The 17,242-nt window shown below is 54.5% G+C and carries 12 protein-coding genes; 4 read left to right on the forward strand and 8 right to left on the reverse strand.

Features of this window, described 5'->3' with window-relative positions:
• Window positions 1–40: 40 nt before the first annotated feature.
• The 3 genes from PT275_RS03005 to uvrA all read right to left on the reverse strand — a co-directional run bounded on the left by PT275_RS03005 (window position 41) and on the right by uvrA (window position 6,831).
• On the reverse strand, window positions 41–1,015 hold the full coding sequence (locus PT275_RS03005) for a shikimate dehydrogenase (protein WP_277152195.1): 975 nt from the start codon (window positions 1,013–1,015) through the stop codon (window positions 41–43).
• Window positions 1,016–1,090: 75 nt separating this feature from the next.
• Window positions 1,091–3,715 carry an excinuclease ABC subunit UvrC gene (gene uvrC / locus PT275_RS03010; protein ID WP_277152197.1) on the reverse strand — a complete coding sequence of 875 codons (2,625 nt, stop codon included), beginning with the start codon at window positions 3,713–3,715 and terminating at the stop codon, window positions 1,091–1,093.
• A gap of 179 nt (window positions 3,716–3,894) precedes the next feature.
• A complete protein-coding gene (uvrA, locus tag PT275_RS03015) occupies window positions 3,895–6,831 on the reverse strand; it encodes an excinuclease ABC subunit UvrA (protein ID WP_277153636.1) in 2,937 nt (978 codons plus the stop codon).
• A 371-nt stretch (window positions 6,832–7,202) separates the two neighbouring features.
• Here uvrA and PT275_RS03020 point away from each other — a divergent pair, with 371 nt between their 5' ends.
• The 4 genes from PT275_RS03020 to PT275_RS03035 all read left to right on the forward strand — a co-directional run bounded on the left by PT275_RS03020 (window position 7,203) and on the right by PT275_RS03035 (window position 12,870).
• Window positions 7,203–8,804 (forward strand): ABC-F family ATP-binding cassette domain-containing protein, encoded by a 1,602-nt coding sequence (locus tag PT275_RS03020; protein WP_277152199.1) that lies wholly within the window; start codon window positions 7,203–7,205, stop codon window positions 8,802–8,804.
• A 76-nt stretch (window positions 8,805–8,880) separates the two neighbouring features.
• Window positions 8,881–10,866, forward strand: coding sequence for a bifunctional ADP-dependent NAD(P)H-hydrate dehydratase/NAD(P)H-hydrate epimerase (locus PT275_RS03025; protein ID WP_277152201.1), 1,986 nt, complete (start codon window positions 8,881–8,883; stop codon window positions 10,864–10,866).
• A 103-nt stretch (window positions 10,867–10,969) separates the two neighbouring features.
• Window positions 10,970–11,632: an HAD family phosphatase gene (locus PT275_RS03030; protein ID WP_277152203.1), complete on the forward strand. Its 663-nt coding sequence runs from the start codon at window positions 10,970–10,972 to the stop codon at window positions 11,630–11,632.
• Between the two features lie 314 nt (window positions 11,633–11,946).
• The gene (locus PT275_RS03035; protein ID WP_277152205.1) at window positions 11,947–12,870 is read left to right on the forward strand and encodes a LysR family transcriptional regulator; all 924 of its coding nucleotides are present in this window, start codon (window positions 11,947–11,949) and stop codon (window positions 12,868–12,870) included.
• A gap of 27 nt (window positions 12,871–12,897) precedes the next feature.
• Here PT275_RS03035 and PT275_RS03040 read toward each other — a convergent pair whose 3' ends face one another.
• The 5 genes from PT275_RS03040 to PT275_RS03060 all read right to left on the reverse strand — a co-directional run bounded on the left by PT275_RS03040 (window position 12,898) and on the right by PT275_RS03060 (window position 17,224).
• Window positions 12,898–13,080, reverse strand: coding sequence for a hypothetical protein (locus PT275_RS03040; RefSeq protein ID WP_277152207.1), 183 nt, complete (start codon window positions 13,078–13,080; stop codon window positions 12,898–12,900).
• 49 nt (window positions 13,081–13,129) lie between these two features.
• Window positions 13,130–13,939: an SdpI family protein gene (locus PT275_RS03045; RefSeq protein ID WP_277152209.1), complete on the reverse strand. Its 810-nt coding sequence runs from the start codon at window positions 13,937–13,939 to the stop codon at window positions 13,130–13,132.
• A gap of 65 nt (window positions 13,940–14,004) precedes the next feature.
• A complete protein-coding gene (locus PT275_RS03050) occupies window positions 14,005–14,691 on the reverse strand; it encodes an SdpI family protein (protein ID WP_277152212.1) in 687 nt (228 codons plus the stop codon).
• A gap of 103 nt (window positions 14,692–14,794) precedes the next feature.
• Window positions 14,795–15,172, reverse strand: coding sequence for a metalloregulator ArsR/SmtB family transcription factor (locus PT275_RS03055; protein WP_277152214.1), 378 nt, complete (start codon window positions 15,170–15,172; stop codon window positions 14,795–14,797).
• 237 nt (window positions 15,173–15,409) lie between these two features.
• Window positions 15,410–17,224 (reverse strand): AMP-dependent synthetase/ligase, encoded by a 1,815-nt coding sequence (locus PT275_RS03060; RefSeq protein ID WP_277152216.1) that lies wholly within the window; start codon window positions 17,222–17,224, stop codon window positions 15,410–15,412.
• Window positions 17,225–17,242 lie beyond the last annotated feature (18 nt).

Consider the following 17,242-nt stretch of genomic DNA (forward strand, 5'->3'; position numbering starts at 1 on the left):
ACCTGATCTCCGGTGTCTTCCGGTCCTTGCGTTTCCGAACTCACAGTGCCTCCTGTAGGGCGCTTCTCATCGCCTGCTCAAAATCTGCCGTTCCTATGATATGCGCCCCTACCGTCATCAATCGTATCTGTGCAATAGCCTGATAGAGTAACATTTCTTCACCACCGATAACTTTCCCGCCACCTTTAAGCCAAATTTTCATAAGTCTGGTCGGACGCGGATCATAAACCACGTCCAGAAGCGTTCCGTGGAACGGGGCCGGGGAAACGCCAGTAAAGATCTTCTCAAGTCGTCCTGCGGTCTCATCGGCTCCATGCGCCGGTATGGTGTTAATCACAACATCAGCCTGTACCAAGTGCCTCGTGGCTTCGAGGAGCGGCACCTGATGGTAGGAAAGCCCCGGTTTTGATTCCGCCAAACGCTTCATCGGATCGTTGTCATGATGGTGCCGCGCACAGACCGTCACCTTTGCGATGGCTCCTGATTCGGGAACCGTCATTTCCGTGCATGCGGCCATGGCTGAAAGCGCTGTATTGCCATTACCAAGAATAACCGCTTTCGCGCTTTGATGTTCATTGGCTGATCCGTTTTGTTTACCGATGTCGGTGGCCGATTTGTTGCGAGCCTCGCAATGCGAAATACGCCAAAAATGCTCGAACGCCTGCTCGATACCTTCCACATCGGTGTTATAGAGCCTGATATTCGGTTTCGTCGTTTCTGCAGACCAGTCGAACACAGCGGTATTGGCAACCAGAAGTCGCCGTGACCAGGTGTCACACGGGGTTCCGTACGGCTGAATCGTCCGTTTCAACGGCATCGTGAGGCTTAATCCCGCCCATGAAGAATCCAATGTCTGAAGAAAATGCGCCAAATCCTCTTCACCGACTTCAACGCGGGTGTAATGCCAATCTGTGAGCCCAAGCGACTTGTAGGCCGCGTTGTGCAGCACAGGTGAAAGCGAATGGGAGATGGGCCTGCCCAAAACAGCACAACGGTGGTTGATCTTATTACCCATTGGTTGACGTTCCCTCCCGTCGATTCGTCACGTGCCCGCTAATCTGATCTGCTGGCTGCTCGTCTAGTTTATAAGTCATTTTTTACTGTTCGGTACCTGCTTTGTCCGCGATATGGCCTCTTCTGAAACGTCAGGTTTGTTGGCATCAGTATGAAGAGCTTGATAGATGGCCTGTGCCTTGGCTTCACCGATCCCATTGACACCCTCTAAATTCTCCATACTGGCATTGCGAATGCCCTTGACCGATCCGAAGGCACGAAGCAGCTTCTTCTGGTAACTTTCGCCGATGCCTGGAATGTCATCAAGCGCGGAACGAAGGGCTCCTTTGCGGCGCGACTTGCGATGGTAGGTGATGGCGAAACGATGGGATTCGTCACGAACGCGTTGCAACAGGTACATCCCCTCGGACTGGCGTTTGAGGATAAGCGGGTAATCCTCACCTGGTATCCAGACTTCTTCGAGCCTTTTTGCCAAACCGCAAACCGCAACATCGTTCACACCACAATCTTTCAGTGCTTTTGCTGCGATTTCGACCTGGGGCTTGCCACCGTCGACCACGATGAGGTTCGGTTTGTAGGCGAAATGACGCGGATGGGTATCCTGCTGCACGACGGCATCGGCGCTGGTTAGGCCACGGACTTCGGAATTCTGAACGTTTCCAGTCGCACTGCCGGTAACGGTGTCGGTCTTTCCACTGGCACTGACGTCAATGCCATACTCACCGTGAGCCGATTCGTTTTTTGACGCTGCTTGCGCCTGCTCGATGCGTTTCTCGTTGTCGATGCTTTCACCAGTATCGCCGGCGATGTTTCCGTGCCGGAACCGGCGGGTGAGTGTCTCATACATGGCGCTCAGATCGTCAAGCGCGCCTTTGCCGTCCTTGCCACGGATGGCAAAGCGACGGTATTCGGACTTTTTGGCGATTGCATCTTCGAACACCACCATTGAAGCAACCTGATAGATGCCGCCGATGGTGTTCGAGATATCGTAGCCTTCGATGCGCAATGGCGATTCGCTCAGTCCCAGTGCCTTGGCAACGTCGTTCATCGCCTGCGTCCGGGCGCCGATGTCGCTGATCCTGCTCATTTTGCTGCGTTGCAACGCCTGTTTGGCATTGCTGTCGGCGCGGTCCATCAATGTCTTTTTCTCACCGCGACTGGGCACACGAATGGTGACGGCAGCACCGCGCAAAGAGCTGAGCCATTCCTCAAGTTCGCCGCGACGTGCAGGCTCGATCGGTACCAGCACCTCACGAGGAACCGGAGCGATAGGAGCGAGCAAATCACTGCGTCCGGTCTGCATCTGGCGCTCACGACGAATGTGCGTCGCCTGAGCGCGCGAAAGGCTGTCGGTAGCAGTGATGCTTTGGGTGGCTCCCAACGCGTCGCGACGTTCGACAATGTTGATGGCGCCATTGGCGGCAGCCGGAACAGCATCAGAATTATTCACATCGGCTGAATTATTGGAATCCTCAACCTTGTCATGGCTACTGATTCCGATTTCATTATCGTGGGAATCAGAATCCGAATGGATGTCTTCACGCTTTGAATCATCAATCGAACCTTGCGTTTGCATCCCGTTATTACCAAGAATCTCAGAATCGTCTAAGACATCACCATTCTGTTCCAACAGATCCTCGCCGTTGCTCGGCAGGTTAAGAGGCGTACTGGCCTGGCTGTCCGTCTCCCCCATCAAATCGGAATAGACCTGCGTGATGAGATCAGCGATGAGGTTGGCATCGTCAATATCCTCCACACGCTTGACACTCCAGTTGCGCTCGCCACGAATCGACCCGGAACGCACGAAGAAAGCGTGAACCGAGGCCTCGAGTTCGTCCGATTCCATGCCGAACACGTCGGCGTCAACATCCTGGTCAAAGACGACCGCGTTCTGTTCCGAGACGGTTTTGAGCATGGAAATCTGGTCACGCAGGCGTGCCGCTTTTTCGAATTCCATGTCTTGGCTGGCCTGCTTCATCTCTTTGGTCAGCCCGGCTATAAACGATGTGCCATAACGCCCGGTGAGCACACCGACCAGCCGCTCGCACATGCGGCGGTGGTCTTCCTCACTGATGCGTCCGACGCAAGGCGCCGAACATTTGCCGATGGAAGCGAGTAGACACGGACGGTCGGTCATTTGGGCGCGGTTGAAGACGTTTTTGGTGCAGGTCCGTACAGGAAATGCCTTAAGCAGTTTGTCAAGGCTCTGACGCAGATCCCATGCCTTTGCGTACGGACCAAAATATCTGGTGTCACGACGTTTGCGATTTCGTGTGACCCATACCCGCGGATACTTTTCACCTAAAGAAACTGCTAGATAGGGATAGGTCTTATCATCACGGAACACGACGTTGAATCTTGGATCGAATTCCTTGATCCATGTGTATTCAAGGGTAAGCGCCTCAAGCTCGGTGCCGACCACCGTCCACTCTAGGCTGCGGGCGGTCAACACCATGTTCTGCGTGCGCGGATGCAGCTCGCTCAAGGGCTGGAAATAGAAGGTGAGGCGATTACGCAGATTCTTGGCTTTGCCGACATAGATGACCCTGCCATCACCGTCACGCCATTTGTAGACGCCCGGATCGGTAGGAATATCACTGGTGGCTGGGCGAAACAGGTCGCGGGTGTCCCCAAGCTTGCGTGTTGTCTTGCGCCAGCCGGTGTTGTCTCCGTTTCGCTGTTCGTTCGCCGTTACCGCCATTCCGCCCTTTCGTTTCAAAAATCTAACAGCTTATGCCATTATCCAACGCAGTCATGCATAAATGCCACTGACCGCTCGCTTTACCAAAATGAACTATCGCTCCGATATAGTCCAGTACTGATGTTCGCATCAAATCGCTTTCGAATCTGACTGCAATCATCAACTTACACAGCAATGGGTTACCCGAGCATAGGGCTCAGATACTTGCCCGTCCAGCTCTTTTCGCACTTGGCCACATGTTCCGGCGTGCCTTGTGTGACGATGGTTCCGCCGCCGTCGCCGCCTTCGGGGCCGAGGTCGATGATCCAGTCCGCGGACTTGACCACGTCAAGGTTGTGTTCGATGACGATGACCGTGTTGCCTTTGTCGACCAAGCCCTGCAGCACTTGCAGCAACTTGCGGACATCCTCGAAATGCAGACCAGTGGTCGGCTCATCTAGAATGTAGATCGTACGACCAGTGGAACGGCGCTGCAGCTCGGTGGCAAGCTTCACACGCTGGGATTCACCGCCGGAAAGCGTGGTCGCGGGCTGGCCAAGTCGAATGTAGCCGAGGCCGACGTCAACCAACGTGTCAAGATAGCGCGAGATGCCGGTGTAGGCCTTGAAGAAGTCGGCCGCCTCGGAAATCGGCATGTTGAGCACGTCGGCCACGGACTTGCCGTTGTACTTCACCTCGAGCGTCTCGCGGTTGTAGCGCTTGCCATGGCATTCCTCGCATTGCACATAGACATCAGGCAAGAAGTTCATTTCGATCTTGATGGTACCGTCGCCATGGCAGGCTTCGCAACGCCCACCTTTGACATTGAACGAGAAACGTCCCGGACCGTAGCCGCGAACTTGAGCCTCAGGCGTCTTGGCGAACAACTGACGGATCTTGTCCCATACGCCGGTATAAGTGGCAGGGTTGCTGCGCGGAGTACGGCCGATCGGGTTCTGATCGACATGGATGACCTTGTCGCACTGTTCAATGCCTTCGACGCGGGTGTGTTTGCCCGGTACAATGCGTGCGCCGTTGAGTTTGTCGGCCAACGATGGGTAGAGAATCGAATTGATCAGCGTCGACTTGCCTGAACCGGAGACGCCGGTGATGCAGGTCATTACGCCCAAGGGAATGGAAACGTTGATGTTCTTGAGGTTGTTCTCACGCGCCCCGATAACTTTAAGTTGCCGGTTCTTATCGGTTTTGCGACGCTTTTTCGGCACCTCGATGGTCCGTCGGCCGGCGATGTAGTCGCCAGTGATGGAACGTGGAGCGTCGACCACATGAGCGGCCGGACCGGAGTAGACAACTTCTCCGCCGCGTTCGCCGGCGCCTGGACCGATGTCAACCAGCCAGTCGGCCTTTTCGATGGTCTCCTGATCGTGTTCGACCACGATCAGCGTATTGCCGAGGTCACGCAGGTGATGCAGAGTCTTGATCAGCCGTTCGTTATCGCGCTGATGCAAGCCGATGGATGGCTCATCGAGCACGTACATCACGCCGACGAGTCCGCTGCCAATCTGCGTGGCCAGACGTATGCGCTGCGCTTCTCCGCCGGAAAGCGTTTTTGCGGCGCGCGAGAGTGTTAGATAATTCAATCCGACATCGTTCATGAAGCCAAGACGGGCACGGATTTCCTTCAAGACCTCGCCGGCAATCAGCGCGGCGGAGCCTTCAAGTTTCAGTGAGCGAATCCATTTGAGACTGCGTTCGACCGGCATATCACAGACGTCGGCAATGGATTTACCGTCGACGGTGACCGCCAACACCTCAGGACGTAGGCGTTTGCCTTGGCAGGTCTGACAAGGCACTTCACGCATATAGGACTCGTAATAGAGCTTCATCTGGTCGGAGTCTGTTTCGTCATGGCGACGCATGAGCGTGCGCACCACGCCTTCGAAGCCGGTGCTGTATTCGCGCAAACGTCCCCAGCGGTTGCGATAGGAAACCTTGACCTTGAAATCATGGCCATACATGATGGCGTGCTGTACCTTTTTAGGTAGGTCTTTCCATGGGGTGTCAAGGCTGAAGCCCATTTCTTCGCCAAGGCCTTCGAGCACGTGACGGTAATATTCGCCGGTGCCTTTGGTCATGCCCCAAGGTTCGATGGCGTTCTCGTTGAGTGATTTGCTTGGATCAGGAATAACCAGCTCAGGGTCGATCTCCAGCTTATAGCCGATGCCGTCACAATCAGGGCACGCACCATATGGGGCGTTAAAGGAGAACGTACGGGGCTCGATTTCATCAAGCTCCAACTGATGGCCGTTCGGGCAGGAACGTTTCTCGCTGAACGGTTCACGGCGGTTCGGATCCTTCTCGTCTAAGTCGACGTAATCGATGACCACGATGCCTTTGGCGAGTTTCAGCGCGGTTTCGATGGAATCGGTGAGGCGCTGGCGAATGCCGTCCTTGATAACCAAGCGATCGACCACTACTTCAATAGTGTGTTTTTTCTGCTTGGTCAGCTTGATGTCGTCGGAAAGCTGGCACATCTTGCCGTCAATCAACGCACGGGAATAGCCATCGCCGCGCAGCAGCTCAAGCAGGTCTTCGAATTCGCCTTTACGACCGCGGACGACCGGCGCAAGAATCTGGAAGCGGGTCTTTTCCGGCTTCTTCATCAATGTATCGACCATCTGCTGCGGTGTCTGGGCGCTGACGACCTCGCCGCAAACCGGGCAATGCGGGATGCCGGTGCGGGAAAACAGAAGTCGCAGATAATCGTAAATTTCGGTGATGGTACCGACCGTGGAACGCGGGTTGCGGTTGGTGGTCTTCTGGTCGATGGAGACGGCCGGGCTCAGTCCCTCAATGAAATCGACATCCGGCTTGTCCATCTGCCCCAGGAACTGGCGAGCGTAGGCACTCAAGGATTCGACATAACGCCGCTGCCCCTCGGCAAACAATGTATCGAACGCCAGCGAAGACTTTCCGGAACCGGAAAGCCCGGTGAATACAACCATGCGGTTGCGCGGGATGGCAAGGTCGATGTTCTTCAGGTTGTGTTCGCGAGCGCCCTGAACCGTGATCTTCAGATCGCTGGGAATATGCGAAATGTCCGCCACCAGCGAATTGCCGGTCTTACGCAAGGGCGCCTTTGCGATCTCTTGGGACAGGAACGAATCGCTGTCCATCAGCTTCTGCGCCACCACACTTGCCGACGAGTCACCGGTTTTCCCTGATTTGTGCGCCGTCGATGCTGTTGCCAATGCTTACCTCCGCTTGATGCCGAATGCTCCACTGTAGGATATCCCATCATAGTGGACGGTTCGAACAATTGTTCGACTATGTGCCAAGCCAGCCAATACTTTGCAGGTCGTTGCCGGTAACCAAAAACAACAAAGAAAGTGCTCTGCGACTTCTTCAGAAGCAGAAATCCAAGTTTTTTGCTGTTATGCAAATTACAGAACACAATTATTATTCGGTAAAAGCAGACGTGTCGCTATGATGGCATGTTGGTATATTCGCCGCAATTTCGTGATGACAACAGGATGGGTAACAAGGTATGGCAATCGAGGCGCAAGGGCTGGAAATTCAGATCGGGGCACGGACGCTGCTCAATCCCACTGATTTTCATGTGAGCAAGGGCGACAAGATCGGCCTCGTCGGACGAAACGGCGCAGGCAAGACCACCCTCACCCGCGTCATCACCGGCGACCTGCTCCCCACGGCCGGCAGGGTGCGCGTTTCCGGCAAGCTCGGCTATCTGCCGCAGGACACCCACGCCGACGACCCCGAACAGAGCGCACTCGACCGTATGATGAGTGCTCGCGATATCGCCGCCATCATCAAGCGTATGCGCAAGGCCGAAAAGGAAATGACCAACGAGAACCCGAAGGTCATGGAAAAGGCGATGGATAAGTACGACAAGGCCATGCAGGCGTTCGACAAGGCCGGCGGCTACGCAGCGCAATCCGAAGCCATTTCCATGGCAGCGAGCCTTGGTCTTCCTAACGACGTGATGCAGCAACCGATCGGCACGCTTTCCGGCGGCCAGAAACGTCGTATTGAACTGGCAAGAATTTTGTTCTCCGACGCCAACACGTTAATCCTCGACGAACCAACCAACCATTTGGATGCGGATTCCATCGAGTGGCTGCGCGGCTATCTCAAGCGTTTCGAGGGCGGGTTCCTTGTCATCTCCCATTCAACGGAACTGCTGGACGAAGTGGTCAACAAGATCTGGCACTTGGACGCGCAGACCGCCCAGATCGATATGTATTCGCTGGGCTGGAAGGCCTACTTGAAGCAGCGTGTGGTGGACGAGGAGCGTCGTCGCCGCGAACGTGAAGTGGCTGAAAAGAAGGCCGCACGCCTGATGAGGCAGGGTATCCGCCTGCATGCCAAAGCAACCAAGGCAGTTGCGGCACAGAACATGATGCGTCGCGCGGAACGCTTGCTTTCAGAAACCAGCGAAGCCGAACGGCAAGAGAAGGTGGCCGACATCCGCTTCCCCGAACCCGCGCCCTGCGGCAAGACGCCGATTATGGCCAAAGAAATCTCCAAGGCATTCGGCTCCAATATTGTCTTCACAGGCATCAATCTGGCCATCGACAAGGGTTCCCGCGTGGTTATCCTTGGTTACAACGGCGCTGGCAAGACGACGACACTTCGCATTCTGGCCGGTGAGGACAAGCCCGATACCGGCGAGGTCGTCTACGGTCACGGCTGCAAAATCGGCTATTTCGCACAGGAGCACGACACATTGGAAATGGACGCGACCGTGCTCGAGAACCTGCAGCACGTCGCCCCCGATCTTGACGACACCCACGCCCGGTCCATTCTCGGCAGCTTCCTCTTCTCCGGCGACGACGCGTTCAAACCGGCCAAGGTACTTTCCGGCGGCGAGCAGACGAGACTCGCACTGGCGACGTTGGTGACTTCGCGCGCGAACGTGCTACTGCTCGATGAGCCAACGAACAACCTCGACCCGGTCTCACGTGACGAAATCCTCAAGGCCATCGCCAAATACGAAGGCGCCATCGTTCTGGTCACTCATGACGAGGGCGCGGTCAAGGCGCTTAACCCCGAACGGGTGCTGCTGATGCCTGACGGTGACGAGGATCTTTGGAGCGATGACTACCTCGACTTGGTCGCCGAAGAGTAACCGCGCACCGAATCTCCATGTGGCCGCGCTAGGGTAACATCAAGCTAGACATTGATGAACACACAGGAGGTCGGCAATGGACGAGGTCACAATGACGGAACTGATGCGCAAGTCGCTGTTGCAGCACCGCGCCTACAGCGTTGAGACCGTACGCGGCATGGAACGTCCGTTACTTGACAAAGGCGTTCCACTGATGCGTATGGCAGCTTCGGCTGCGGCACGGGTCACCGCCGAGCTGCTTGACGAACATGACATCGATATAGTTGAGGCAAAGGTGGTGCTTCTGGCCGGAGCCGGAGACAATGGCGGTGACGGGCTTTACGCTGCCGCACAGCTCGCTCGGGCCGGCGCTCAGGTCACGGCCATCGCCGTTGGCAAATCACTGCATTTGCAGGGTTTGCTGGCTTTCACGCGAAGCGGCGGACGGTTGCTAATCATCAATCCTGAAGCGGATATACCCGGCGTTTCATCTGGTTTCAGCGCAGGAGAAGCCGGCGAACGCTTGCAAGCAGCAATCGAACTGACGCAACAGGCCAATGTAATTCTTGACGCAATGACCGGCATCGGCGTGCACGGGGCGCTACGAGGGCCTGCCGCAACCATGGCGAATATCCTCCATCCCACCAACGGAGACGGGACGGAACCGGAGAGACCGCAATTTGTCGCTGATACCGAACGAGAGCAGAAGCCTCTGGTCGTTGCCATCGATACACCTTCCGGTGTCGGTGTGGACGACGGCACCTTGCCCGGAAGCTACATTCCGGCCGACGTCACGGTGATGTTCGGAGCGATGAAACCTTGCGCAATGCTACCTCCGGCAAGTTTTGCTTGCGGGCATACCGTTCTCGTTGATTTTGGTTTCGATATTACCTATGCCATGCCAGTCGTTTCATCCATTGATGAGACTGCCGGTAGCATGATACGACTGCCGAAACCGTCCGATTCCAAATATTCTCGCGGAGTCGTTGGACTGATTACGGGATCCGCAAAATATCCTGGCGCTGCTGTGCTCAGTTCAGGCGCCGCTGTTCGTTCCAATATCGGCATGGTACGTTATATGGGGCCGGTGAATGCATCTGATATGGTGCTGCGGAACGCTCCCGAAATCGTCATCGGCAAAGGTCGCGTGCAAGCCTGGGCTGTTGGTTCCGGTGTCCCAACAGCGGACGCATTAAAAGGTAACGGTAATCAGAATTCCGGAAGGCACAGCGTAAATGGTCCCGACGGTCAACGAGAAGCCATTGCCGCGCTGCTCAGGCATTATGCATTGCCAGCCAAGAATGTTTCCAAGACTACAGATGAGACTGAGATTCCAGTTCATGATCCGAATAAAGAAGAAACGTCATACGTATCGGAACGAACTGGAAACGTCTGGGGTAATGCCGATCCCAATATCGATTATGACAGCGAACCTTGGTCCATGCCGCCAATCTGTGTTGATGCGGGTGCGCTCGACCTACTGCCAGAACGCGTACCGGCACATGTCGTCATCACCCCGCATGCCGGTGAGCTTGCGGCATTGCTGCGGCAACGTGGCGAAGATGTGGATACCGCTGGTATCACCGCGGAACCCTGGCGTTGGGCCAGACGGGCTCACGAGCTGACAGGAGCAACCGTGCTGCTCAAAGGTGCGGTGACCATCGTTGTTGGTGATTCCAACATGGCTGGCCTACCGGCCGGTACTGAGGCTGGACCAGAAAATGCCGACGTGACACACAAGATGACCACCACTTTGATTTCTGGAAGTGGACCGGCATGGCTGGCAACCGCCGGAGCCGGGGATGTGTTGGCCGGAGTGATGGGCGGAATGTTGGCGCAACAGGGCGAGGAACAGCTTCAACATGACCCGAGCCTCGATATTATGACCGCCGCTAGCGCCAGCTATATCCACGGTTATGCCGCAAGCTTGGCCTCCGAGTCGGACCGGCATGGCTGGGAACCTCCCGAGATTTTCGATGCGGATGGCACCATTGTTTCCAACGGAAAGCCAGGGCATCCGATTGTAGCGACCGATGTCATCGAGGCATTGCCTCAGGCGTTTGAAGAATTGATGCAGAACTAGGTATTGGTAAGGCTGAACGAAACTTTCCTTTGAGAATATCGGAAGGGCGGTTTTCGATAACTCAGGCAAGCAGAGTCAAAACGAAGATGAGCAGGAGATAACGATGGATACGACGGAGAACAATGACGTTGCCAATCGAAACGGCGAAATCCGTGATGTCATGTTCGATTTTTGCGGCGTATTGCTGGAACTAAACTATCGGCCTTGTCTCCAAGGCCATTTTCCGCAGGAAATCGTTGATACCTTATGCGCGGGCGACGATGACGTCTACGGCTTCTTCGCCGCCGAAGCCCGTATGGACGCCGGTGAGGATTTTGCCGAGGTTATCAAGGATTACCGAAAGCAATATGGCGACGACCTAGCCACGATGTTCAGCTATTACATCCAACATTACGATGACGCCCTGCCGCAAATGATCGATGGCATGGAATCGTTGCTGACCGATTTGCACGGCGCTGGCTACGGCGTATGGGGACTGACGAACTGGTCCAGTGAAACCTTCCATTTTGCCTTCGAAAAGTTCCCGCAGCTCGAACGCTTGCTGCAAGGCACCGTGGTGTCCGGCGTCGAAAAGATGCACAAGCCCAACGCCGATATTTTCAATCTCGCCCTGAACCGTTTCGGCCTGGAGGCTGCGCAAACCGTATTTTTTGATGATACCCAGGCCAACGTGGATGGTGCGAAAGCTGTCGGCATCACAGGAACTCGATTCCATGATGCTTCTACCGCACGAAGTGAGTTGCAGCGTCTAGGCGTAAAAATCTGAACGTTGCTACGGTCTCCGCAAACTCTTAGATTTAAGCAGCAGGAATGCCACTATTCCGCCATCGTCAGCATGGTCCCCACGTACTTCTGGGTTTAAGTGGTAACTGCCACCGATATCTGATTACAAGAATTTCCGATTATCGATATTCAATGTTGAAAACACGATAGTTATTGCGATTGGTATAAGTAACTCTCTCCTATCCATAACATTTCGGCATGGCTGAAACAAGACAATTATCAACTTTCACTGATTTCAATATCAATAATCGTTATAAGTTAACGTGCTCGATACACACGTTGTTATAAACTTTAGATATGACACTGCTGCAGCTGAAATATATCGTCAAGATCGTGGAGTGCGGCTCGATGAACGAGGCCTCGCACGAGCTGTATGTCTCCCAGCCCGCGCTGAGCTCGTCGGTCAAGGAGCTCGAGCACGAAATGGGCATCGAGATCTTCACCCGCTCATCGCAAGGCATCGCACTGACCGTGGACGGCGCGGAATTTCTCACGTACGCTCGCCAAGTGCTCGATCAGGCCGAGCTCATGGAGGAACGCTACAAGCACGCCAAGCCACGCAAACAACTGTGCAGCGTCTCCACCCAGCACTACATGTTCGCCGTCGAGGCGTTCGTGGAAATGATCAATTCCATCGAATCCGACGAATACGAATTCACGTTGCGCGAGACCCGTACGCGAGACATCATTGATTCGGTGGCCAACATGCTTTCCGAAATCGGCATTCTCTATCTTTCCGATTTCAACAAGGACGTCATCGGCAAGCTCCTGCGCGGCAAACACCTCGAGTTCCATCCGCTCTTCCGTGCCGGTCTGCATGTTTTCATCTCACGTGACAACCCGCTCGCGTCCAAGAAGATCGTAACGATGGACGACCTCAAGCCATACCCGTTCATCCAGTACGAACAGGGCGAGGAAGGCAGTTTCTACTTCGCCGAGGAGGCGGTCTGGCCCAAGGACTCCCCCAAGCTGATCACCGTCACCGACCGCGCCACCATCCTCAACTTCATCATCGGCCTCAACGGCTACACCATCTGCACCGGCATCGACAACGGCGACCTCAACAACGAGAAGATTGTCACCGTTCCGCTCGACACCGACGAGACCATGCTGGTCGGATGGATCACCAATGAACGCGCCAACCTCTCCAACGCCGCCGAAAGCTACCTCGCCAAGCTCAAGTCCGTCATCGCCAGCCATGGCTACACACTGATTGAATAAGTTAAGAAAATCGGAACTCAACGAAATCTACCAAATCTCAGCACCCACGGCAGAGCCGGTATCCCATTCCTCGCCACGGTAGTCGCCACGGTAATCCTTGAACAAATCACTGAGATCAGGAACATCGTAACCAATCAGTTTCAAGCGTTCTTTCATCGGCAATGACGTATCTTGAATGATTTTGTTTTTACATTCCATATCATCGTCCATAATCTAATGTTATCAAATGGCTTTCGGCAATGAGATTGAATAACACATCCTACTTGCGGTTAATCTTTCCTCCGACATCGCCATATTTCTTGCCGGCGTAGACGCTGTAGACGGCGAATGCCGCCACTATTGCCAAACCTACAACAAGGACGGCATACAGGTCGACGAAACGGGACGAGTGCACGAAGAGACCTGCAGCAATCAAAACGATGCCGCCAATGATGAACGCAAAACCGCCGAAACGCTGGCAGCGGCGCCATGATTCGCGGCTTTTGAAAGCTCCAGGCAGACGCATACCGGACCATCCGTTCGGTTTGACGCTCGGCATGACATTGCCGAAAATGATGAGGGCCAAGCCAGCGGTCACGTTCATGATGGGCTCCAACGGTATGCTGGAACCCGTGCCTCCCTTGCTGAAGGCATCAGAGATAATCCAAATGTTGACGATGTTCATCTCCAAACATACCCAACATCCGCCGCCAATCCAGACTCGCACTGTCGTTTTCGGGCTCATATCCGGATGCGATTGTTTGTACACGGAAAGTCCGAGAGGAATCTCGCACACCAGCCAGAACACACAAAAAATCAACGCAATCCAAGCAACAACGAGCCCCTCGTATTTGCTTCCCCAATGGTCAAGTTCGTTCTTACTGTTGTAATGCATAGGTATGGTGTTCGGCATATACGGCAAAGCCAGCAGATAGACAATCAGCGGCAACACAGCGAGAAGCACTAGCGCGAAGTTCCAATTTTTCGCGCCGACAAACACATCTTTCCAGCCAATATGTTGCTTGATGCTTGCGGATTCGCCATCGCTGGATTCTTGAACTTCCGTCTGATTATCTTCGAGTTTTTCCATTCCTCACCGGCCCGGTAGTAATCTTCTTTGAATGAGACAAAGTCCTGTCAGGAGACACATTACCATCAATCTCCCTTAATCGAACCACCGACATCGCCGTATTTCTTACCAGCATAGGCACTGTATACGTAACACGCCACCACCATGACCAAAAGAACGGCGAGGATGGCGTACGTATTGATCAAGCTAGATGAATGTACGACAATGCCCAGAACCACCAAGATCACGCCGCCGATAATGAATGCCAGTCCGCCGAAGCGTTGGCAACGACGCCACGATTCACGGCTTTTGTAGGCTCCGGGCACACGTATGCCCATCAACCTGTTCGGCCTTGTGTTTGGCAGGATGTTGCCGAGAACGATGAATACCAAACCGGTGACCACGTTCATGATTGGCTCCAACGGTATTCTGGACGCGGCACGTCCTTTACTGAAGGCGTCCGCGATAATCCAAATGGTCATGACGCTGAAGACTGCGAACATGCAGCATCCAGCGATAGCCCAAGTGCGTATCGTCGTCTTTTGGCCCGTACCTGAACCAGACTGTTTACGCGAGGAACGCTCAACGGGGATCTCGCACACCAGCCAGACCGCACATATCAGCAATGACAGCACAGGCAAAATGAGATCCTCGTATTTGCTGCCCCAGCGATCCAGCTCACCGCTGGCGTTGTAATGCGCGGGCACAATATCCGGCATGTATGGCAAGGCGAACAAAAGGATGATCAGCGGCAACAGGCCAAGGAGCACCATTGCGATATTCCAGTTCCTCGCACTTGCAATCACTGCTTTCCAGCTAGCCTGTTGCTCGATATCTTGAGATTCGGCCTTACTCAATTTTTGAGCTTTGGTCTTCTTATTTCTGTGTTTTCTCATCTCTCACCGCTCCAGTTGCAGCTTCTTGTGAACCTCGTATAGCGTTTCCTCGTTCCACCGGCTTCGCCTTGTACCGAGAAGCCTTGGAAACGGCATTGTTGCGCTGCAGCTCTTTCATCCAGACAATGGTGTCGTCAAGGACGGTCAGGTTCGGCTCGTACCAGATGATCGTTCCGTCACGACTATCCGTCACCAGCCCGGCTTCGCGCAACTTACGCAGATGATACGAAAGCCTCGAGGCCGACAACCCTGTGGCTTCGGCGAGTTCGCCGGCATTCATCACTCGTTGCCTCAACAATTGAAGAATCTCACGCCGCGCCGGATCCGCAAGCGCGGACAATGTAGTCTGCACACCCACTTGAGATCCTTTCACTAACTTGCTGCTTCTTCATATTTCAAATCAAGTTGAAATATATTTTTACTCTAATCCTTTTCGATAGCTAATTCAAATTGTTTTGAAATAACTTTTTCCAATCCGAACTTAGAAGAATAAGGCTTCTCCATCTTTTAAACAAGAACTGCCTTATGAATCGCAAAGTCTGAAATAATTGTTTATTTGCGATTCATAAGGCAGTTTCGTCTATCAGAAACGAACTCAGCTCTTCTTCGGAGCGTAAATGACATTGTCGATGAGGTCCTTGTAGTAGTCGGTGATGACCTGGCGCTTGGCTTTGAGGCTTGGGGTGAGCATGCCGTTGGCCTCGGTGAATTCGTCGGGTACGATCTCGAACTTGCGGATGGACTCGGCACGCGAGACCAGCTCGTTGGCCTTGTTGACGGCACGCTCGACCTCGGCTCGGACGATCGGGTTCTCGCCGGCTTCCTTCAAATCCTTGACCGGCTCGGCACCTTCGGACTTGAGCCAATCGTTGGTCTCCTGCAGATCCAGCGAGATAATTGCGGCGATGAATGGCTTGCGGTCGCCGACCATGACGCACTGGCTGACCACGGGCGAGGTCATGACGGCGGTCTCCACCTCGGCGGGCGAAACGTTCTTGCCACCGGCGGTAATGATGATGTCTTTCTTGCGGCCTGTCAGCGTCACGAAACCGTCGGAATCGATCGAGCCAAGATCGCCGGTATGCAGCCATCCATCGACGATCTGTTCCTTGGTGATTTCCGGATGGTTATGATAGCCGACGCACACCGCCCGGCTTTTGATGCACAGCTCCCCTGTGTCGCTGACGCCGACGGACACACCTTGCAGCGGAATGCCCACGGTGCCGATCTTATAGCCTTTGGTGGGATTGACCATGGCCGGCGCGCAGGTCTCGGTCATGCCGTAACCTTCGAGCAGCGGCAGGCCGACGCCGTTGAAGAAATGCGCGATGGTCGCATTGAGCGGAGCACCGCCGGAAACCGCATATTCGACCTTCCCGCCGAAAATCTGCATGATGGTCGAATATACAAGCTTGTTGTAAACAGCGTGACGCATACGCAACATGCGCGGAATCGGCTTTCCGGACTGTTGGGCCTTCGACCACTCAATCGCCGTGTTGGTCGCACGCGAGAAAACACGTCCGGCTACACCTGAACCTGCCCTCTGCGAGGCGGCGTTATAGATCTTCTCGAAAATACGCGGAACAGCAAGAATGAACGTCGGCTTGAACGTGCGGAAATCGGCCAAAATGGTCTTCAGATTGCTTGACAGACCCAAAGTGACCGTCCCCGCAAAGCAGACCAGCTGCATGAATCGGGCGAAGACGTGTGCCAGCGGTAGAAACAGCAACAGCCTGCGGCCAGGCTTGTTGAGGATGTCGCCCATGGATTGCACGCCGGAAATGGTGATGAAGACGAAATTCGAATGGGTCAGTTCGATGCCCTTCGGCGTTCCCGTGGATCCGGACGTGTAGACGATGGTTGCCAAATCGCTGCCTTTGACCGCTTTTTCACGTTGCCAGAATTCCTCGTCGGTGACGCTTTGGCCGAACTTTTCGATGGTCTCGATGGCACCTGCGGCGATGACATACACATCTTTGAGATCGGCACAGGAATCACGAACGACATCAATCTTGTCACGCTGTGCGTCATCTTCGGCAAAGGCCATCTTGACGTTGGAATCGTTAAAGATCATCTGCACTTGAGCCGGTGAATTCGTCTCGTAGACAGGAACCGTGAGCGCACCGATCGACATGGTGGCCACATCCAGTGCGGTCCATTGCCAGGACGTATGCGCAATGATCGCAACGGAATCCCCTGGTTTGACGCCACGGGCAATCAGCCCTTTGGCAAGCCCAATGACTTTGTCCCGGAATTCGGTCGCCGTAAACGACTGCCACTTGCCGTCATCACCGACATATTCAACCAGCGACTCATCCGGCGTACGCTTGGCACGGTCGTCAAGCAACGTAAAAATGTTCCGATCGCTTTCAATCGACTTTTCCAACGGCTGTGTGTATTCCTGTTGCATACGGCTCCCTTGTTGACG

The organism is Bifidobacterium sp. ESL0745, from assembly GCF_029433335.1.
GTDB lineage: Bacteria > Actinomycetota > Actinomycetes > Actinomycetales > Bifidobacteriaceae > Bifidobacterium.